This is a genomic window from Cupriavidus sp. LA-1, assembly GCF_055385985.1.
In genome coordinates this window covers 96,867-116,896 of record NZ_AP031389.1, presented here as the reverse complement: position 1 = coordinate 116,896, position 20,030 = coordinate 96,867, and the positions used below count along the sequence as shown (strand labels likewise).

Sequence of the window (20,030 nt, the reverse complement as noted above, 5' to 3'; positions counted from 1 at the left end):
GAAGTTACTGAAAAAGGCCTTCCCGATCAGGAGGCCAGTATTCAATATCTATTTCGTTTGACAAGAATGCTGCCAACCAATCCCCAGACCAATCCCGCGCCGCCTGACTTCCCCGATGCGGCGTCGCTGGCCGCGCTACGCGCCTGGTACGAGGGGCTGTCGGCCCGCGACGCGGTGGTGCGCTACCTGGGCGAGCGCAAGGCCAGCGGCCAGTCCGCGCGCGGCATCCTCGGCCACATCCGGCGTCAGTTGGCCGAGTTCGCGCGCCGCCGGCAGCGCCAGGACGTCGCCGCTTTGTTCGTGCACGGCGCGGCCGAGCGAGTCGGGCGGGCTAAGGCCATCCACCAAGCGGTCGACTTGCTGCGCCGCTTGCCCCCGCCGCAGCCGCAGGTCGGCGACGACATCGGACAGTGGCTGCTGCCTCGTGCCGTGCAGGCGCTGCGCGCGCACGGCATCGAGACGCTGGCGGACCTGACGGTGCGCATCCCGCGCCGGCGTCGCTGGTGGACGGCGGTGCCCGGCCTAGGTCCGGCGAGCGCCCGACGGATCGAAGCCTTCTTCGCCGAGCATCCGCAACTGACTGAGCGCGCGCGAGCGCTGATCGCCGTGGCGGACCACGGGGGGATCGTGCCCTGGGAGCACCTATGCCTGCCCCACGAGGTCGACGGCTCGTCCGGCACCTTCCGCGCCCCACGGCAAACCTGCACCCTCGGTGCGTCGAACGACTACGAGGCCGTCCAGGCCTGGCTGGCGTTGCACGAGTCGCCGGCCACCCAGCGGGCCTATCGCAAGGAAGCGGAGCGGCTGATCCTGTGGGCGATCGTCGAGCGCGAGCGTCCCCTGTCGTCGCTGACCACCGAGGACGCGATTGCCTATCGCAGTTTCCTGCGTCGGCCGACGCCGCACAAGCGTTGGGTGGGGCCACCTCGACCACGCACCTCGAGCGAATGGCGCCCGTTTGCGCAGGGCCTGTCACCGCGTTCAACGGCCTATGCCTTGTCGGTGCTCGGGGCCATGTTCCGGTGGCTGATCCAACAACGCTATGTGCTGGCGAATCCGTTCGCGGGCATCAAGGTGCGCGGCAGCGCGCGTGCTGCGCCGCTGGATACGTCGCACGTGTTCACCGAGGGCGAATGGATGCTGGTGCGCACGCTCGCCAACGGACTCGAGTGGTCCTATGGGTGGGAGGCGCCGGCAGCCCAGCGCCTGCGCTTCGTGCTCGACTTCGCGTATGCGACCGGCCTGCGCGCCAGCGAACTCGTCAGCGCAACCCTTGGTGGCATTGACATTGATGCCCATGGCGACTACTGGCTCTGCCTGGTCGGCAAGGGGGCCAAGGCGGGCAAGGTGGCGCTGCCGCCGTTGGCGCGCGTGACGCTCGACCGGTATCTGGTTGAGCGCAGCCTGCCCGTCACGCGGGCACACTGGGATCCGCATACCCCGTTGATCGGCGGCCTGGGCCAGGACCCGGCCGGCGGCATCACGGGCACGCGACTGTGGGCCGTGTTGCGACGGTTCTTCGTACAAGCGGCGAAGTTGATCCAGGCCGACCACCCGGTTGCCGCCGAGAAGCTGCGGCAGGCCAGCCCGCACTGGCTGCGGCACACCCATGCGACCCACGCGCTGGCCCGCGGCGCGGAATTGACGACGGTGCGGGACAATCTGCGGCACGCGTCCATCTCGACCACCTCGATCTACCTGCACAGTGACGAGGTGAAACGGGCATGCCAAATCGGGGCAGCGTTCTCCGCGCCCTAGCGACTTGGACCAATTGGGGCGGTCAGCGAATCCTTGCTTATATCGAAATGAAGTAGTTCATTTCTTTCAATATAACCGTAAGGCTTATGATAGCGGATTGGCTGTTTAGGTCCGTGGTCCGGTCATTATAGGTAGCCCCTCGCGCGTCGCCGCCGACCGAAAGTTGCTGCCCGTGGCCTGTATCAGGATCTCGTGGATTCGCTCACACAATTCCGGGAAGAAGTTTCCGGACGTGTCGATTTGATAGTGACTCGCGTGTCGTGGTGATCGCGCCTTGCTGTTTCAGCGAAGCCGCCTGGGCTCACGAACTTGAAAATACCTGAAGCCCCCAGACATGTTTGGGCCAGCTGGCCAGTGGTTGCCAGCGGCCTTGTAATATCCTGTAATAATTCGTGCGATGACGCACAGAGCAAAAAATCGCGGGCCACTAGTCTGAATCATCAGAACAAGCCGCTGTTTCGAGCGTGCGTACCGGTCTCCGTGGAGGATCGGATGGATCGTTTTTGCCTGTTAGACGCGTCGTTCTGCCCAAACGGGATCATGGGACGCGTTCCCATTTACAACAGTACGCCAGAGCGCGCCGCAGCGTCGCAGCTGACTGCATTTACCGCGGCCCTGCAGGCATCCACCGGCCAATTTTTCCATAACAACGATGCGCTGCACAATTTCTCGGTACGGGAGTACCGGACGTTCTGGCAATGCTTCCTGCAGTGGTCGCCGGGGCTCGCATGGTCCGGCAGCGCTGAGCCGGTCTGCGTCGGCGACGAGTGCGAGCATGCATGCTTCTTCCCGCAGGTCCAGCTGAATTACGCGGACAACCTGCTCGGCCTGGCGATAGCCACGCCCGACACACCCGCGCTGACCGCCTGTTACGCAGATGGCCGGCGTATCCGCCTGACCCGCGGCGAACTGCGCAATCGGGTAGCTCGTCTCGCGCATGCGCTTTCGGCGTTGGGGCTGCGCGAAGGGGACCGCGTGGCTGGCGTGATGCGCAACGACGCGGAGGCGGTCGTTGCCGCGCTGGCCGTCACCGCGCTCGGTGCGACGCTCTCGACTGCCTCGGCCGAGATGAGCGTCGAGACGATCCTCGACCGCTTCGCGCCGCTGGAGCCGCGACTGCTGTTCGCCCACACCGCGGAGCGGGCGTTCGACAAGGGCATGGCGCTGGCGGACAATATCGCCGATCTGGCTGCTGCGTTGCCGTCGCTGCAGGGCATCGTCCGGCTCGACGACAGAATTCTGCCGGACACCGTCAGGCCGCCGGTCTATTCGCTTGGCGAACTGATCGAAAGCGGCGATGCCGGAAGTTTCGTGTGGCGGCACTTCCCGTTCAACCATCCGCTCTTCATCATGTTCTCGTCGGGCACAACCGGCAAGCCGAAGTGCATCGTGCACGGCGCCGGCGGCAGCCTGCTCGAGCATCTGAAGGAGCATCGGCTGCACTGCGACCTGCGCCCCGGCGATCGGTTGTACTTTCACACCACCTGCGCGTGGATGATGTGGAACTGGCAGTTGTCGGCGCTCGCGTCCGGGGTCGAGATCGTGACCTATGACGGCCCGATCTCAGCGGTCGATGCGTTGTGGCGCCTCGTCGCCGACGAGCGCGTCACCGTGTTCGGCACAAGTCCCGCTTACCTGAAGATGTGCGAGGACGCGGGCCTGGTGCCAGGGCAGCAGTTCGATCTCGGCGCACTGCGCGCGATGATGTCGACCGGTGCGGTGCTGTTCGACGCACAGTTCGAATGGGTGCGCGATCACGTGAAGGCGCTGCCCCTGCAGTCGATCTCTGGCGGCACGGACATTCTCGGCTGCTTTGTGTTGGGGAATCCGAACCTGCCGGTCTATGCGGGGGAAGCCCAATGCAAGAGCCTTGCGCTCGATGTCCAGGCGTGGGAACAGGGTGCCAGCACCAGCGGAATCGGCGAGCTGGTCTGTGCGAACCCGTTTCCGTCACGTCCGCTCGGCTTTTTTGGCGACACGGAGGGAAAGGGGTTTCACGCTGCCTATTTCACCGGCAACCCGGGTGTCTGGACGCACGGCGATCGCATCGAGTTTTCGCCGGAAGGCTCTGCGCGGCTGCATGGGCGCTCCGATGGCGTGCTCAATGTTCGCGGCGTCAACATCGGTCCCGGCGAAATCTATCGTGTGCTGCGCGATATCCCGGACATTCGCGAGGCGCTGGTGGTCGAGCAGCGCTCGCCCACCGCCCCGCCTGAGCGCACGCACGCGCAAAGGTACGACCAGCACATCGTGCTGCTGCTGGTCTTGCAGGATGGCGTCGCGCTGACCGGCGCGCTGGCCGCCCAAGTGCGCCGCGAACTCGCACGTCGCGCGTCGCCGACGCACGTGCCAGACCGGATCATCGCCGTCGATGAATTGCCGGTCACGCATAACGGCAAGCTGTCCGAAGCGGCCGCGCGCAATGCGGTCAACGGCCTGCCGGTCGGCAATGCCGCGGCGTTACGCAATCCCGGCTGTCTCGACGCGATCCGGAACCATCCGGCACTGAACCTGGCGGCGCGCGAATTGCCACCCGCCGGCGAGTCGCGCGAAGAACTCGAACGTCATTTGCAGGGGCTGTGGGAGAAACTGTTCGACTTCGCGCCGATCGGTCGCGACGACAACTTCTTCGAGCTGGGTGGTCATTCGTTGCTCGCGGCGCGGTTGCTCGCTGATGTGCATCGGTCGACCGGGCGCACGATTCCACTCGCGACGCTGCTGTTCGCGCCAACAATCGCGCGCCTCGCCGCAGCGATCGACGAGGCCGCAACGCCGCAGTCGTCGATCCTCGTGCCCGTACGCGCCGGCGCCGGGACACCGCTGTTCATCGTGCATGGCGCGAGCGGCTCGGTGATGGAGTGCTGGGGAATGGTCTACGCGCTGCGCAGTTCGCGCCCGGTCTATGGACTGCAGGCACAAGGCCTTGACGGCGAGCCGACACAGCTGCGCGTCGAAGACATGGCGACCAGCTACATCGAACAGATGCGCACCGTGCAGCCGCGCGGACCATACGCGCTGGCCGGCTACTCGTTCGGCGGCCTGGTCGCCTTCGAAATGGCGCAGCAGCTGACGCGCGCCGGCGAGCACGTCGAGTTCCTGTGCCTGCTCGATACCTATGTGGGCGAGCATTTCCTGCCATGGGGTGCCTGGATGCGGTACTGCTGCACGTATCTGGGATGGCAGTGGCGCAAGCTGCGCGCGGTGCCGGCGTCGCAGTTGTTCGCTTACCAGACCTACATGCTCGGGAAGGCCGCGGGCCGCGTAGGGATAAGATCCGCGCGGATGATGCCCCAGCCGGACGCCTTCACCGAATCGTTGCCGCCTGCACTTCGGCGCGTGCGTGAAACGATGGGACTCGCCATGACAGCCTATCGGCCGCGGCCGTATCACGCGGGCCCGATTGCCTATGTGCGCGCGGCGATTCGACAGGAGCATCGCGGCGACCCGATATCGCTGTGGCGGCGTGTCGCGCGCGGCGGCCTGACGATTGCCGAAGTGCCCAGCAGCCACATCGATATGCTCCTCGAACCGAATCTGCAGGTCGTCGCGGCGGTAGTGGACGACGGGTTGGCAAACGCGTGACGCGGCGGGCGTGTTTCAAGAGGCGCCGCAAGGCTTGAGCGGGGATCGGATGGCATGCAGCAGGATTTTTTCACCGCACGGAATGCGGGACCTACTGCGTCTCTCTTACTGCCTGATCCGAGCCGCCTCTCGTTGCCGCAAAGCGCCATGCATGTGTGGGTACTGAATGACGCTATGGTCGAGCCAGTATGTTCGGCGCTCGCCCACACGCTTTCCCCGGATGAGCGACAGCGTGTCCGCGCCTACACACACGAACGGAATCGCAATGACTTCATTGGCCGGCGGCTCTACGTTCTGCCAGTGCAAGTCCGCAGAATTTAGGACGCTTGGCTGCCCACCGCTCCCACGCTTGGTTTACCGTCGACCTCATCGATTCGCGGCAGCATGCCGACCGCAATGCACTGCCTGACCGTGGCCAGTAGCCCAGCAACGTCCCACCTGTTCCCCTCAAGCGCAACCAAGGCGTCGCCGGTGATGGCAAAGCGCCCGCCGCAGACGGCGCAGCGGTAAATCCGGCCGCCGCGCAGGCGGTCATGCGGGTCGCGCCAGCGCCGCGCGAGTTCGGCGCATAGCACGCAAGGGACGGCTTCAGTTGCGCTCATAATTTGACCCCGTTGCGCTCTTCTTTGGCGATAAATCACAGCACCAGGCTGATGTCCGAGCCTGGTGCCCTAAGCCCACCGTCAGGACTAGCCGCGGCGGGCAGCCCTTGTAGTAGCGGACCTCATGGCAGGATCGTTCCGGACATTTAGAGCCGGCAGGGTGGTGGCTTAGTGGCAGTCCCCAACAGCTTGCCACAAGTCTACGCGGGGCGTGTCGCTATGCATGGTGCCCTTCCGCACGATTGGTTTCAGATGACCAAAGGCTTTGCGGCGTTGCGCACAATTCAAATGTCGCGGCGCGACATGCCTGCGGATTCGTGATTGGCCCAAACTATTTGTAGCCCTCGAGTTCCTCCGCAGAGGGCTTCCCTTTTTTGGACAAGTAAGCGAACGGCTCGTGGAAACCCGCTATGGGATCGACAGGCTCACCCCCATGTCATCCTTATGGCTCATTCCACGCCTTAATGCCATTGTGTAACCATGCCGACACAGCCCGCCGATCCGGGATTGTGAATAACGAGATCAGAGCTCTGACTGAGCTACGAGGAATTGAGGCCTCTTGATGGCGAGTCTCCACATTCACAGCTAAGCAACGGCGGCGGGCTGTCCCCCTTCTTTCAACACGGGCATCTCGCAGTCGATATCTTCTTTATCGTTCGCATCGTTGTCACGGCACCGACCTACGGTTCTCCACGACGGATTCTGTCCGCGGTGATCAAATGGCGATCGAGAAGGCATCTCGACGGCCCCAGCAAGCTCTCCCGCTGGGCGGTCAGGCCCGCTGACCTTGAGGTCCGAGTTCGGCCAATCCCTGCCGTACACTAACTGCTTCTGGCTGGCTGAAGGGGCCTGCGGATTCAACCGGTCGTTGGCAGATTGGTGCGCGAATTACCGCGACGGGTTCGAGCCACACATCTCACTCGGCCAGCAGAGCCGGCGGAATCAGCCGCGTCGGCGCGAACTCGGCGCGCGCGGCTGCCAGCGGACAGACCGGCAGCCGGGTTGGCGTGCAGGTAGCCGGTGTCGTACCAGTAGCGGTACAGGCTCGCCACCACCGCCAGCGCGCGTGCGCGGGTACCGGGCTGTGATTCCCTGGCAAAGTACGCCGCGGCTTCCTAGCAACTTGGTGTTCGGGCCAATTGGGGCGGTCAGAAACTCTCCTTGCTTATATCGAAATAAAGCGGTTTTTCTCTTTCAATATAACCGCAAGGCTTATGATAGCGGATTGGCTGTATCTTGGCAGGACCCGGAGCTTGCGCCGGCGTGCAACCGTACACGCTGCAGTCGTTCATCGACCGGGCGCGAACGCTCCATGGCGATCGGTATGACTACTCTGAAGCCGTACTTGTCAACGTATTGACATCGCTCACAATTCGATGTTCGGTACATGGGACGTTTGAGCAGACCCCGAGCAGGCACCTGTCCGGCAGCGGTTGCCCAAAATGTGCAATCACGCACGGCGCAAATCGCCAGCGCGGAACGGCCGAGACCTTCATTGCCAAAGCGCTGTCGGTGCATGGGGATCGGTACGACTACAGCCGTGTCGCATATGCCACGACACACACCAAAGTTGTAATCGTCTGTCCTGAACACGGGCCGTTTGAGCAAACACCTGCGGCCCATCAACGCGGCGCTGGCTGCCCGGCGTGCGCTGGCGTGGCTCGATTGGACACAAATGCATTTGTCGCGCGCGCCCGTGCGATCCATGGGCAGCGCTTTGGATACGAGCGCACGGTGTACCGCAGTATTGTCAGCAAGCTCCTCGTGACCTGTCCGGAACACGGCGATTTTGAGATCTACCCGAGCGCGCACCTCCGCGCCAATGGAGGTGGCGGCTGTAGGTCGTGTAGGGCCGAGCGTTTGTCCAAGCGTTTCAGCCGAGGCACAGCTGGCTTCGTCGCCGACGCCCGCAAGGTACACGGCGACAAGTACGACTACAGCGCAGTTGATTATGTAAACAAGGAATCCGAGGTCGTCATCGCTTGCCCGGGCCATGGCGAATTCCGCCAGCGGGCCGGAGTGCACGTCATGGGCGGCGAGTGTCCGGCGTGCAGCTACGTCACCCGCGGCGACAAGCAGCGGATGAGCAAGGACGAGTTTCTGAATCGGGCGCGCGCCACGCATGGTGACAGGTACGACTACGGCCTCCTGAGCTACACCGGCGTCCACGAGTACGTGACGATCATCTGCCCAAAACACGGCCCTTTTGAGCAAGTCGCAAACAGCCATATGCGGGGCTGTGGGTGTCCAAGCTGCGCCGACCACGGGTTCGACCCCGATCAACCAGCCACAGTCTATGTGCTAGCCGTCATCGGTGATGAGAGTGCCTTTGCCGGGTATGGCATCACGCGCGATCTGGACACTAGGTTGCGTGCCCATCGGAAGAATCTGTCCGAGGCCGGCTGGACCATCGCCAGGCTGCAATTCGCTGAATTTGCGCACGGCCGAGACGCTCTCGGAGTGGAGATGTTGATCAAACAGACCTTCGAGCTGACTGCTCAGGACATCGATGGCTTTCGGACGGAGGCGACCCATCTGTGGAGCTATGAGACGATCACTCGGCTCGTGGACGAGCGTAAGCGGAAATGCCATGATGACCACTGAAAAAGGTGTCATGAGTGAACGGCTGACGGTCCGGGCGACCTATTCCCTAGCGACGGATGGCAACCAGACGACCGGCCAGGTCGAATTCATAGCTCGCGTGGCCGACTCATCCAAGGGATATGCCCTCGAGCAACGCGCCCGCAAGGCCGTCTCGCGCGGGCCTAGGTGTTCCCGCGTCGAGTGTCCGCATTATTGGCGTGATGAGTTTCTAACGATACGCATTGGAAAAGAAGAGGATCTAGAGATGACGTACGTTGCACTGGAGCTGCTCACGAAGGACGCAAACACATATCCGCTGTCGAACATGATTGGTGCGGGCGGGCCTTCGCCTGCCGCCCCTGGGGTATTTGAGGCGCTGCTTTCCGACTTGCAATGGCCGGACATTCGGGCATATCTCGACAGGCAAGGCCTACCTTACAAGTTCTCCGAACCGAGCACCGCTTCGCGCGTCGCTCGCAATAGCCCCGGCTGGTAACGGAAAAGGAGCGACTCATGACAGCCTACACTGTTCGGGTGCGACGCGAGCCGTTTTCGGGCCGCGCGAATGACGGCACCAGACGTCCCATTCTTCCTGGCACGTACAAGGTAAATCACGAGGGCGCTACGCTGACGTTCGCCGACGCTGATAAGCGGACGGGCGGCAACATCATTGTCGACCTTCGCGACTATCCCGAGATCGGTACGTTCCCGGACGACATTGCGCCGAACTCGCAGATTGAGATCATTTGAGCAGGAAGAGCATGGCATCGAAGACACGGCTTTCCTACGGAGTTGCCTTCATGGTCGCGACGATAGCGATCGGCGCAATTGCCGCTTGGGGCGCGTATCAGCGATTTGCACAGGATATGACGCCGCCACCAGCACCGACTCAGGTTGAGAAGCTTGCCGCGAGGCTTGACCCTCGCGCGGAGTGTGATCGCTTTCGCTCCAAGCTGCTGGCCGAGGCCGGCGCTAGTCCCACATCGGGGGCGACGCAGTACGCGATAGCTGAAGCATGGCAAGGCGCGAGCCGTGCCGGCTGCATTGCAACGTGATCGACAAGGAAATGTGATGAGCTACGACGAGAACGACGCGGCGATGGATGAAATGTACGAGCGCATCGGCGACGAGTTGTATCCGGAGCACCGCGTCCAGGCGATTGGCGAGTTCACGGCAGATCGCCTGAGTTCGTACAATCTAGCCAATCCAATGGTTATGCGACCTGCCGTCGAGGCTCTTCAGGAAGCGAAGCGCCTTAAAGCAAACGGACATCACTAGGCAGCTGTCGTGTTCTGTGCCACGACCATTGAGCTGCTTTTGAAGGCCACACTTTTGCAGCCCATCGTCTACGGCCTTGTCCAAGTCCGCGGGCCAGCGAGTTTTGTTCGATGGCGGTGACTTTCCGAAGTCTAGAGAATCCCGAAGCGGACCTGGAGTGCTGGTGCGCCAGTGCGTGCGGCAGCGCGAGCCGGCGGGTATCCCCGCCCGGACGTGAGGGTGGCTAGTCGCAGCGCGCGGTGGATTTGGCGTCGCCGCCGGCCCCTGATGACAAAAGAGCTTGGCGGTGTTACGCACGTCTGGCTTTGCAGTCGAATATGGACTTGTCTCGGCGAATCACGATAACGTCCTTTCTGTCGATCGGGATCAAAATGCTCTTTTCACCGTTGGTGGAGTGGTCGAAGATGCGAAGATAGGATGTCGAACCAACACCATGCCATACAGCTCGTCCATCTTGAATTGCCCATTGTTTACTTCCATCCAGTTCACAGGTTCGTATCGTGATCCCGTATGCTGACGAAAGTCTTTGGATATTGTGATGTACGGACTCTGAAACGACTAAAGCATCGCCAGGGAAGGAGCGCAGCCCCATCATTCCCATCGAATAATTTAGAATAGCGGGCTTCGCAGCGTTTGCAGCTAGAGAGAGCGTGGCAACGATTAGCAGCCCGCCCATGCGCCACCCAAGACGCTTCCCGTTTGGTGGCACCACTGCAAGGGAACAGAGAAGAAGGAAGCCATACGTCATAAAGAAGAATACCGTTCCCCTAAGCCGCATATCGCTCGGGCCGTCGATCGTGAATGCGACCAGGCCATAAAGGGCGAAGCAAAGGAAAGAACCCACCACGTTAAGGAATCCAGGAGCTAGACCGTCGATAAACGTGGCATTCGCTTTTCCTTGCCGCGTCAGAAGGGCGTTTCCTGCCACGAGGATTGCCCAGACGATCCAATAGGTAGCAATGGCGCCATAGGCGGTACCGATTACGGCTACAAATCCGAAACTTAGAACGCTACAACCAAGAATGAAAGTGTCTCCGAAGGAGAATCCATCAGGGAGGATACCTTCAGTAGCACAGTACACGAAGACAATGAGTGCGCCGAAGGTCAGCATAACCTTCAGGCCAAGTGCAAGTATTGATTGCACACTATCAAGACGATTTTTCTGTAAGAGCGGCATATATCTGGAGAATTAGACTGTAAGAATCAAGGTCTACAAGTGGAATTGTGAGGACGTTTCATCTTTACGGCGGTGAGTCGAGATCTCTGCATCCCACTTTCCGGTGGGATGCAAGGTGGTCCAGGAAGAGACAAATGGGAGAGGGAAGTGAGGGGGAGCGGCCGGATCGGCGGCTGACTGCCCGCAACAAACGATCGACCGCGTTTTCCTTCAACGCCCATCCCGCGGCGCGCGTCAAGTGGTCGCCTCATTCATGCAGCCAACCGCGGCTTTTCCGCACCTGGCCGGCACGGCTATCGCGCGCTCGGGGGTGACCGTGCCGCTTGGCGACCAGTCTCGCGTGCGGCGTGACCAGCAACGTGGATTGCGCTCACCGGCCTAAAAATACAGCGTCCGGGCACGGGTCGGCGCACATGCTGCTGAGAGGTCTTTGACATAACGCCCGATCTCAGGAAAAGCTATTGGGACTTCGTTGTGGGCAGGGGCAGGTGACCCAGGGCCGGTGTAGGCCGGCGCCCCCTCAATCAACTGTCGCCGAGCGGTTGGTGGGGAATGGGAACAAAGTCGAAATGGGCGGCTGCATACAGTGCACTGCACGCCCAAACTTCTTCGCCGTCCTTGTAGAAGGTGACCCACTTGCAGTCCCTGATGCAATGGGCGCCGGGAAGCACCTCATCATGGCCTGCCACCGTCCAGTGGGAAGGGCGCGTGGGGCACGGCCCAGTAGTGGCCGCTCGGTAAGGCTTCGATCGATTTCCGGGACATTCTTCTCAGAACCGCCATGCGGTGTCACGTAACGCACGACCTCGCCGCCCCGGCGAAACGGAGTGTGTCAATCCTGCAAAGGCGTTACACCGTTGCGAGACGGCCTCGTGTAGGCTCACTGCCAATCACCTCATGCTTGTACAGTAGTTTCGCCATGGCGCAGTACCTTTCCATTGCCGTTCGAGCGTTCGGCGTCGGCGCCATCATTGTGATCATCGCCGTTGTCTCGCGGCAAGTCTATGATGGCGTGCCATTCATTTGCGCCCGGGCGCCATATGACTGGGCCGAGCCTGGCTGAAGGCTGGGGGCGCAAAGCCGGCACTGCGGAGGGATTTACGCGTTACTCCGATGCCCTCAAACGATCAGACCTGGCTTGGAACAAGCAGAACTATGCCGATTTTGCAGGCGGCTGTGCATCGCCTCACACCGCATCATCATCGTCGCTCACGTGCGGGCGGCCTATGCCCCGCGGGTAATATCACCATCCCGTCTCGCGAAATCCCGTGGTTGCCGGGCGCAATTTTGGCAGGCGGCGTGGCGGGTCCGGCGTTGTTAAACAAGAGACCGAGCGCGAGATGCCTGCGGTGAAAGAATGGGGACAGCCCGCCGCCGTTGCTTGGCTGTGAATGTGGAGACTCGCTATCACGAGGCCAAAATTCCTCGCAGCTCAGTCAGAGCTCTGATCTCGTTATTCACAATCCCAGTCCCCCATCGACGGGCTGTATCGGGATGATTGCACAATGGGTCTACGGCGTGGAATAAGCCATAAGGATGACTTAGGGGTGAGCCTGTCGATCCCCTATCGGGTTTCCGCGGGCCGTCACGTTGACCTGACTTGTCCAAAAAGAAGCCCTCGGCCGAGGAACTCGAGGGCTACAAATAGTTTTGGGCGGATCGCGAATCCACGGCCATGTAGCGCCGCGAATTTTGAATTGTGCCCAACACCACAAAGCCCTCGGCCATTTAAAGCGAATCGTGCGGAAGGGCACCGTGAATAGTGACACACCCCGCCTAGGCTTGTGGCGAGTCGTTGGGCGCGATGGCACCAAACCACCTTGCCCGCTCTAACGTCTGGGACGACCCTGCCATGAGGTCCGCTACGACAAGGAAGGACTCCTCGCCGCGGCCAGTCCTGACGTTGGGCTCAGGGCACCAGGCCGGATATCAGCCTGCTGTGTTTCATCACCAAAAAAATGCGAAACGGGGTCAAATTATGAGCGCAACTGAAGCCGTCCCTTGCGTGCTATGCGCAGCACTCGCGCGGCGCTGGCGGGACCAGCACGACCGCCCGCACGGCAGCCGCATTTACCGCTGCGCCGTCTGCGGCGGGCGCTTTGCTATCACCGGCGACGCGTTGGTTGCGCTTGAGGAGAACAGGTGGGACGCAGCCGGGCTACTGGCCGCGGTCAGGCAGTGCATTGAGGTCGGCAAGCTGCCGCGAATCGAGGAGGTCGACGGTAGACCGCGCGTGGTAGCGGTGGACCGCCAAGCGTACTAAATTCTACGGACTTGTACTGGCGGATCATAGCGCCGGAGGCGCGCAGACCTCGGAGGTATGGCCCGCATCGCCCGCAACACTTGATCCGGCCCAATTGCTTATGGCCGGTTTCGGTCGCTTGCGCCTTTGCGCCTCAACTGCCCATATTGGATTAAGCGGTCAGCGCCGGCACAGACGTGAAGGACAGCAACTGGCTGCGGATTCAACCGGTCTCAGACGGACGCCCGCCGCGAAACCGCAATTGTCCCTGACCAACCCAAACCAGCCAGTCGCGGTTTCCCAAAGCTCCCATTCAACGTCTGAATTTCGCCGGACAGTGTCGCGACTTCGCTCAAATGAATTGTGTTAGCGCCCCGTCAGTCCGCTTACGGCTGCAAGAACTCTCTCAAACGCTTCGAAATTTTGCAGCCAGCACTCCGCAATATCTAGTCTGCCGGCGCTGTGATATATGTCCAGATAACGACGGGCTGCGGTTGAACGAAGGGCTACTTTCTTGACGTCGAGAAGCGGAACAACTGTGTTTTTTAGTGCAAAACCAGTCTTTGGGGCAGAGATTTCGACAGTAGTCAGCTTTAATGTCCGATGTACAAGGCACGTCACCACGAGCGATGCTACAGCAACGATCAAAGGAAAGGCACCGAGTACGGCGATGCACCACACGACACCGCGGATTGCCAGCGATTCGGAGTGGTCGTGAGTTATTATAAAAATCATCACGAATTCGCGCACACCCATAGCGACTGCGACCGCGAACATGCTCGAGACCTTAGGTTCATATGGGACTTCAAAGCATTCCATTTGCTGATTCCCTGACCGACAAATGTCAATGCCACTTGAGAGGTGGCGCTTCCCAGAGTGCGGGGCCCGTGAACCTGTTCCTATTGTCAGCCATTTTGGCGCCGATGGCGAACAACCGCTCCTAGCCGACAGCCGCCGCCTCGGAAAGGGTTCTATTTTCGGAATCGCCTGGCGGCGAGTTCATTGGCTACACTAACGCTCCCACTTACGGCTTGCCGGCCGGTCGTTATCCAGCCGAGCACATCTGTTACCCCTTCTCGTGTGATACCGTGGGCCGCCAGCACTCAAGGCTGGTTGCCCTCACCGTCGCGGACGTTGTTCGGGCGCGCCACGGGGAAAGTCAGAAAAAGCGTTAGCTGAGGCCCTCGTCAGCGAAATCCATATGGGCCAGCAGGCCAACCGGCCTGCGCAAACGGGCCGGACATAAGCGTGCTGCCTTACCTGACAACCAACATGCAAAACAGGCTTGCGATCCGGGAGGCGTCCACATAAGGCCTTCTTACTGCGGCGATGGCATGCCCGCAGTCATGCTGGCAGTAGCGCCAGGCGCGCATTCCGTATTTCCAAGCCTCGCGCCAGTGGATCGAGCTGAGGCCGACCAGGATGCCACCGTTCTTCCAACGCGGATCATCCACTGCAGCGCGATGTTCAAGCACGTGGTCGCGGCTCAGGTAATGGTAGCCCCCGCCAGACAAGCCAGGCAGCGCTGGACACAGCAGATAGCCCTCGGTCGGATGCAGATTCCCACTCGAAGGGTTGCAGCGCAGTGCCCACCGCTGAGCGCCATAGGATTTCCATGCGGACAGGCCGAGTGAGAGTTCGAAAAGGATTGCCAGGGTACGAAGACTGAATCTCTGCGCGGGCGGAAGCGTGCCGGAGCGCAGTTCGTTGTAGCGTGCGGCCAGGGTGTCCGCTGCGAGCGGCAGAGCAATCCGCGGTGCGCCGTGAAACACCCGGAACGGGTCTGGCTGCGTTGCCCAGTCGAGTCCTCGGGGACCTGGGGCATAGCTGTTGACACGGTGCTTGCTGCGTTCGTGATATTCAAGCAACGCCTGCAATAATCGGCCCATGCTACTTCAGTCCAAGAATGCCCGCCGCACCCCGCTACCACGCGCTATGCTCATCTTGGGGCATTGGGAGATAGCATACATCGCGTTACCGAGTATCGTGGGTTCGAACTCGAGGTCGGCTTAGCAAGCACTTCCGAGGACATGTTCGATACTTGGTGCACGCTTGACACCCACTCGACGCGCCCCTCATCAGTTATGCCAGGTGTCGACTGGGATCGCGCCGTCAATGAGGGGTGGCCCGACCTGCACTCGGCGCAATTCCAGAGAGTCGGGCCCCGTTCCGAGATCCTTGCATGGTTTCGACGAATCGAGGGAAGTAACGGCCAGGCCGGAGTGAGGTAACGCTATGCGTACTTTTCTATATTTCACGTTGAATGATGTGGCCACCGCAAAACTGGCACAGGCGCGGCTCGGCGAGCTGTTCAACAGGTCTGAACTCGTCGGAGGACCGTGGTTCGTCCAGGGCGACAATCGGCCCGTTGAAGGGCTGCCGAGGACGGAACTTAGCCAGACCACGTATCGTGAAGAAACAGCGATCGGCGGCTTTGTTGTGGGTGCTATCGCGGCAGTGCCAGTGATGCTCGCGTACGGGGCTTCCGCCGGCCCGGCTGCAAGCGTTGTCGCCTTCGTGGGTGGCCTCATGTTTGGCGGCATGATTGGCTGGTGGATTGGCGGGCTGGTTGGCGCCAGGATCCGGCGCTTCGGTCTGGCGAGTAAAAGGCTACCACTCACACCTGGAAAAATGCTGATGGTCGTCAGCTGCGATTCGAAGTCCAAGGACCTCATGAAGCGTACCATTCAGGAACTGGGTGGGGTCAACGTCGACGAGCACAATGACTTGCTTCCGAACTTCAGATGGCAATGAGCGTTGGTGAGGTGAGCCTTACGCAGCTCCGAGTCGATGTCCACTGTAGCGAATTCACAGGTGTCGTGTGTTTTTGCTATGCCGAAAGCCGAGGAACATAGTTCTGGGGGGGAACCGAAAAGTGAATGATCTCGACTCGGCCATGGATTGGCTTACTGAATACCGAGGATTCGAAATCCGTGTTGGCCTTGTGAACACGTCCGAAGATATGTTCGACGCCTGGTTTCAGATTGAAGGTCCGATGAAGACGCCTGGGGTCGCTGCGATTGGCAAGCGAGTGAAAGTCCACGGAGGACCGTTTAGCCGACGCTGGGCGCATCTCATCGCGGAACTTGCAGGCAGGGCAGCGGTGGATGTGATTCTGGGTGTGGATGATTGATTTGTCGCACCAACCCGCTTTTGCCGGTGCGGTATCGGAATTGCAATATCGGAATGGTTGTTCTCCATGGAGACGAAGATGCGTCGGGATGTCATCGTTGGAGTCCATCGCGTTTCGATCTGGCAGAGCCCAAACACGTAACCGGCGACCTCTGGAAGGCGAAAAGCAGAGGGAAGCTCAACGTTCTAGGCCATTAGACAACCGCTCAGAGAAAAGATGGGGATTAATGACTCCGCAGCGGCGGCCGGTCGGCAGCCACGCTTTCTACGCCTACTCAACAAATTGTCTGATTGACCTCCAGGCAGGAATCATCGTCGATGTCGAGGACGCTGGCCAATTGAACGAACGAGGTGAACTCGACCAAGACGATGATTGATCGGGTGGAGCAGCGCTTTGCATTCAAGCCTTCTCACCCGGTGTGCGGCACTGCTGCTGCTTTCTGGGCGAATGGCCTGTCCTGGCCCGCGCATGTCGTTGACGCTTCGCCGTGACAGGGCACGACCAGGTACTGGGTGTGGAGCAACTTCATTGACCATGGACACGCCCGTTAGGCTGGTACCGCTATGCAAGTTCGCCGGAGGAATCCAACATGCCTACACCCGCCGTCAAAACGGATTCCGCATTCTGGCAGCTCCCTGTCTCGGCGCTCTTGGAACAGGTGGCCACAAGCCCTGACGGACTGAGCAGCGCTGTGGCGGCTTCGCGCCTGGCACAGTTCGGCCCAAACCTGATCCATGGAGAGCGAAAAAGAGCGCTGATCCTTCAATTTCTGACCAAGTTCCGCAATCCCTTGGTCATCATTCTCCTTACTGCCAGCGTCCTTTCGGCTTTCACTGGCGACACCGTCAGCTTCTTCATTATCGGTACCATCGTCATCATCAGCGTGTCCCTCGATTTCGTCCAGGAATACCGGGCTGGTCAGGCGGCGGATCGACTGCGCCAGTCGGTGGCAGTACGGGGGCAGGTGCTGCGGGACGGCAAGCCTCTTGAGATACCGATTGCGGAGTTGGTGCCCGGCGATGTGGCGCTCCTTACCGCCGGCGACCTGATTCCCTGCGACGGCAGGGTGCTGGAGGCAAAGGACTTCTTCGTCAACCAGGCCCTCCTTACGGGCGAACCATATCCGGTGGAAAAGACCCCCGGTGAACTGCCGCGAGAGACAGAGATCCTCTCGGCCAGCAATACCGTGCTGTTGGGGACATCGGTGATCAGCGGCACGGCCAGGGTGCTGATGTGCCGCACCGGGCAGAATACGGCGCTTGGTGAGATCGCCGACACTCTGCGGGTCACGGCCCCGCCCACCGCCTTCGAGCAGGGGACCCACCGCTTCGGGAACCTCATCATGCGCATGACGATCCTCCTCGTCCTGTTCGTCCTTCTCGTCAACGCCTTCTTTCACCGCCCATGGCTCGAATCGTTCCTGTTTGCCGTGGCCCTGGCCGTCGGCCTGACGCCTGAACTCCTGCCCATGGTGGTGTCCGTGACGCTGTCGCGAGGCGCACTACGCATGGCAGCCAGCAAGGTGATCGTCAAAAGGCTCGCCTCGATCCACAATCTGGGCAGCATGGACGTATTCTGTACCGACAAGACCGGCACGCTGACCGAGGCACGTATCCACCTGGAGCGCCACCTGGACCCCCTGGGCCGGGAAAGTCAGCGGGTCCTGGAACTGGCCTACTTCAACAGCTTTTTTGAAACAGGACTAAGAAGCCCCCTGGATGACGCCATCCTGGAGCACACGGAAATCGACGTGAGCGGCTGGCGCAAGATCGATGAAGTGCCGTTCGACTTCGAGCGCCGCCGGGTGTCGGTCCTCCTTGACAACGGGACGACCCGACTGCTTGTGGTCAAGGGAGCGCCCGAGGATATCCTGCGTCTGTCGGTCAGCTACGGGTTGAACGGAGAGGCCGGCCTGCGGCCCCTGAATGAAGCGGCGCTCAAAAGGATCAACGGGCAATTCGAAGGTCTCAGTAAAGACGGCTTCCGGGTGCTGGGCATCGCTTCACGGCAGGTGGGGATGGACCACCCCCATGCCGTGGTGGGTGATGAAACGGAACTGGTTTTTGCCGGCTTCGCTGCCTTCCTCGATCCCCCCAAGGAGAGCGCCAAGGCGGCCCTGGCGGAGCTCGCCGCCGATGGGGTCGCGGTCAAGATCATCACCGGCGATAATGAATTGGTCACGCAGCATGTCTTCGCCCGACTTGGGCTCCCGGTAGCGGGTGTGCTTACCGGTGCGCAGATCCAGCAAATGGATGACCTGGCACTCGCAGCGCGGGTGGAGCAAGTGAACCTCTTCTGCCGTGTGGCGCCTACCCAGAAAAACCGGGTCATCCTGGCGCTGAAACAGCGCGGTCATGTGGTCGGGTATCTCGGCGACGGGATCAATGATGCACCGTCGCTCCATTCCGCCGATGTGGGCATTTCAGTGGACAGTGCCGTGGACGTGGCGAAAGCGGCGGCAGACATGATCCTGCTGGAACGCGACCTGGTAGTCCTCCATGCCGGCGTCCAGGAAGGACGGCGCACCTTCGGCAATATCATGAAATACATCATGATGGGAACCAGCTCCAATTTCGGCAACATGTTCAGCATGGCCGGCGCCTCGCTGGTTCTGTCCTTCCTCCCGATGCTGCCGGTGCAGATCCTGCTCAACAATCTCCTCTACGACGTTTCCGAACTGCCCATTCCGCTGGACCGGGTAGATGATGATTACTTGAGCCATCCCCGCCACTGGGACATGAATTTCATCCGCAATTTCATGCTGATTATCGGCCCGGTAAGCTCGATCTTCGACTTCCTCACCTTCTACATTATGCTGACGGTCTTTCATGCCGGCGAGAGGCTCTTCCATACCGGCTGGTTCATTGAGTCCATGGCCACGCAGGTGCTGGATATCTTCATCATCCGCACCCGTAGGAATCCTTTCAGGAGCTACCCGAATCCGTGGCTCATCGCCTGTTCACTGGCGGTGGTGGCGGTGGCCGTGCTGCTGCCGTTCACCTCTGCTGGCGTGCATCTCGGTTTCGTCGCGCCGCCGGCATTCTTCTTTCTCATCCTCGCTGCCATGCTGTTCTTCTATCTGTTGGCGGTGGAAGGCATGAAACAATGGTTCTTCCGTCGCTTTGCAGCAGAGTGACGCAGAAGGGTGAATTCTTATCCCAGCTACGCCGTCCCTCATCGCAACAAAGCCATCTGAACGGCACTACCGGCAGCAACCGTTTGAACTCCACCACAGGGATCTCGTCCCAAGGAAGACTGGAGGCAATGTGGCAGGAGAATCTGTGCCTCCAGCTTCATGCGCATCGTCTGGATATGCCTGCTTCCAGGTGAGTATCCAATCGGGCAGGTAGTCCTATTTCGCCCGCCGCGCCAATTGCATGCAGGATCTCATTCTGACTTATCGAAGATGCCGGTTTCGAGATCTTTCCTGAAATGCTGAACCCAATCGGTTTCATAGCCGATGGGGTATTCCCTTGTAACTTGTGTCGATAGTCTGGTTATCGTGACGTAGCCCTGTAAACCGAAGTTCTCGTCGCCTTTTGGGTCAGTCGTATCCGTTTCCTGGAGTTCGAAATCACCTGCTGCCAGACCATGACGCTGCAAGGCCGCAAGAAAGTCCTGCTGTTCATCCAGTTCGATCAGTCGCATCGTCGGCCCCTCAATGTTCAGAGGGGA

Annotated in this window: 15 protein-coding genes and 2 pseudogenes; 11 read left to right on the top strand and 6 right to left on the bottom strand. The window is 60.7% G+C overall.

Annotated elements, in window-relative coordinates:
- The first annotated feature begins 66 nt into the window (after nucleotides 1-66).
- Nucleotides 67-1,758, top strand: coding sequence for a site-specific integrase (locus tag ACZ5MJ_RS32905; RefSeq protein ID WP_206363466.1), 1,692 nt, complete (start codon nucleotides 67-69; stop codon nucleotides 1,756-1,758).
- 492 nt (nucleotides 1,759-2,250) lie between these two features.
- Nucleotides 2,251-5,340, top strand: coding sequence for an acetoacetate--CoA ligase (locus ACZ5MJ_RS32900; RefSeq protein WP_464226981.1), 3,090 nt, complete (start codon nucleotides 2,251-2,253; stop codon nucleotides 5,338-5,340).
- Nucleotides 5,341-5,657: 317 nt separating this feature from the next.
- Here the strand turns inward: ACZ5MJ_RS32900 and ACZ5MJ_RS32895 are convergent, their stop codons facing one another.
- On the bottom strand, nucleotides 5,658-5,942 hold the full coding sequence (locus ACZ5MJ_RS32895) for a hypothetical protein (protein WP_078201668.1): 285 nt from the start codon (nucleotides 5,940-5,942) through the stop codon (nucleotides 5,658-5,660).
- A 922-nt stretch (nucleotides 5,943-6,864) separates the two neighbouring features.
- A pseudogene (locus ACZ5MJ_RS32890) lies at nucleotides 6,865-7,018 on the bottom strand (tyrosine-type recombinase/integrase); the annotation flags it as partial.
- A gap of 187 nt (nucleotides 7,019-7,205) precedes the next feature.
- Here ACZ5MJ_RS32890 and ACZ5MJ_RS32885 point away from each other — a divergent pair.
- Genes ACZ5MJ_RS32885 through ACZ5MJ_RS32865 form a run of 5 tightly spaced genes read left to right on the top strand, consistent with a single transcriptional unit; the run spans nucleotide 7,206 to nucleotide 9,803 of the window.
- Entirely contained in the window at nucleotides 7,206-8,546 is a 1,341-nt protein-coding gene (locus ACZ5MJ_RS32885; RefSeq protein ID WP_464226980.1) for a DUF723 domain-containing protein, read from the top strand.
- Nucleotides 8,533-9,021 (top strand): hypothetical protein, encoded by a 489-nt coding sequence (locus tag ACZ5MJ_RS32880; RefSeq protein WP_464226979.1) that lies wholly within the window; start codon nucleotides 8,533-8,535, stop codon nucleotides 9,019-9,021. The genes ACZ5MJ_RS32885 and ACZ5MJ_RS32880 overlap by 14 nt, the downstream gene beginning before the upstream one ends.
- 17 nt (nucleotides 9,022-9,038) lie before the next feature.
- The gene (locus ACZ5MJ_RS32875; protein ID WP_464226978.1) at nucleotides 9,039-9,275 is read left to right on the top strand and encodes a hypothetical protein; all 237 of its coding nucleotides are present in this window, start codon (nucleotides 9,039-9,041) and stop codon (nucleotides 9,273-9,275) included.
- Nucleotides 9,276-9,286: 11 nt separating this feature from the next.
- The gene (locus ACZ5MJ_RS32870) at nucleotides 9,287-9,580 is read left to right on the top strand and encodes a hypothetical protein (RefSeq protein WP_464226977.1); all 294 of its coding nucleotides are present in this window, start codon (nucleotides 9,287-9,289) and stop codon (nucleotides 9,578-9,580) included.
- 16 nt (nucleotides 9,581-9,596) lie between these two features.
- On the top strand, nucleotides 9,597-9,803 hold the full coding sequence (locus tag ACZ5MJ_RS32865; protein ID WP_464226976.1) for a hypothetical protein: 207 nt from the start codon (nucleotides 9,597-9,599) through the stop codon (nucleotides 9,801-9,803).
- A 289-nt stretch (nucleotides 9,804-10,092) separates the two neighbouring features.
- Here the strand turns inward: ACZ5MJ_RS32865 and ACZ5MJ_RS32860 are convergent, their stop codons facing one another.
- Complete coding sequence (locus ACZ5MJ_RS32860) at nucleotides 10,093-10,980, bottom strand: hypothetical protein (protein ID WP_464226975.1); 888 nt, start codon at nucleotides 10,978-10,980, stop codon at nucleotides 10,093-10,095.
- 919 nt (nucleotides 10,981-11,899) lie between these two features.
- Here ACZ5MJ_RS32860 and ACZ5MJ_RS32855 point away from each other — a divergent pair.
- The gene (locus tag ACZ5MJ_RS32855; RefSeq protein ID WP_464226974.1) at nucleotides 11,900-12,043 is read left to right on the top strand and encodes a hypothetical protein; all 144 of its coding nucleotides are present in this window, start codon (nucleotides 11,900-11,902) and stop codon (nucleotides 12,041-12,043) included.
- Between the two features lie 1,545 nt (nucleotides 12,044-13,588).
- On the opposite strand, the gene ACZ5MJ_RS32850 is transcribed toward ACZ5MJ_RS32855, so the two are convergent.
- Both ACZ5MJ_RS32850 and ACZ5MJ_RS32845 read right to left on the bottom strand, forming a co-directional pair.
- Nucleotides 13,589-14,041 carry a hypothetical protein gene (locus ACZ5MJ_RS32850; protein ID WP_464226972.1) on the bottom strand — a complete coding sequence of 151 codons (453 nt, stop codon included), beginning with the start codon at nucleotides 14,039-14,041 and terminating at the stop codon, nucleotides 13,589-13,591.
- 500 nt (nucleotides 14,042-14,541) lie between these two features.
- Nucleotides 14,542-15,111, bottom strand: a pseudogene (locus ACZ5MJ_RS32845) (SagB/ThcOx family dehydrogenase); the annotation flags it as partial.
- A 346-nt stretch (nucleotides 15,112-15,457) separates the two neighbouring features.
- On the opposite strand from ACZ5MJ_RS32845, the gene ACZ5MJ_RS32840 reads away from it, so the two are divergent.
- The 3 genes from ACZ5MJ_RS32840 to mgtA all read left to right on the top strand — a co-directional run bounded on the left by ACZ5MJ_RS32840 (nucleotide 15,458) and on the right by mgtA (nucleotide 19,491).
- On the top strand, nucleotides 15,458-15,976 hold the full coding sequence (locus ACZ5MJ_RS32840; protein ID WP_464226971.1) for a hypothetical protein: 519 nt from the start codon (nucleotides 15,458-15,460) through the stop codon (nucleotides 15,974-15,976).
- 142 nt (nucleotides 15,977-16,118) lie between these two features.
- A complete protein-coding gene (locus tag ACZ5MJ_RS32835) occupies nucleotides 16,119-16,355 on the top strand; it encodes a hypothetical protein (protein ID WP_464227052.1) in 237 nt (78 codons plus the stop codon).
- A gap of 589 nt (nucleotides 16,356-16,944) precedes the next feature.
- Nucleotides 16,945-19,491: a magnesium-translocating P-type ATPase gene (gene mgtA, locus ACZ5MJ_RS32830; RefSeq protein WP_464226970.1), complete on the top strand. Its 2,547-nt coding sequence runs from the start codon at nucleotides 16,945-16,947 to the stop codon at nucleotides 19,489-19,491.
- A 251-nt stretch (nucleotides 19,492-19,742) separates the two neighbouring features.
- Here mgtA and ACZ5MJ_RS32825 read toward each other — a convergent pair whose 3' ends face one another.
- Nucleotides 19,743-20,003 (bottom strand): transcriptional regulator, encoded by a 261-nt coding sequence (locus ACZ5MJ_RS32825; protein ID WP_464226969.1) that lies wholly within the window; start codon nucleotides 20,001-20,003, stop codon nucleotides 19,743-19,745.
- Between the last annotated feature and the right edge of the window lie 27 nt (nucleotides 20,004-20,030).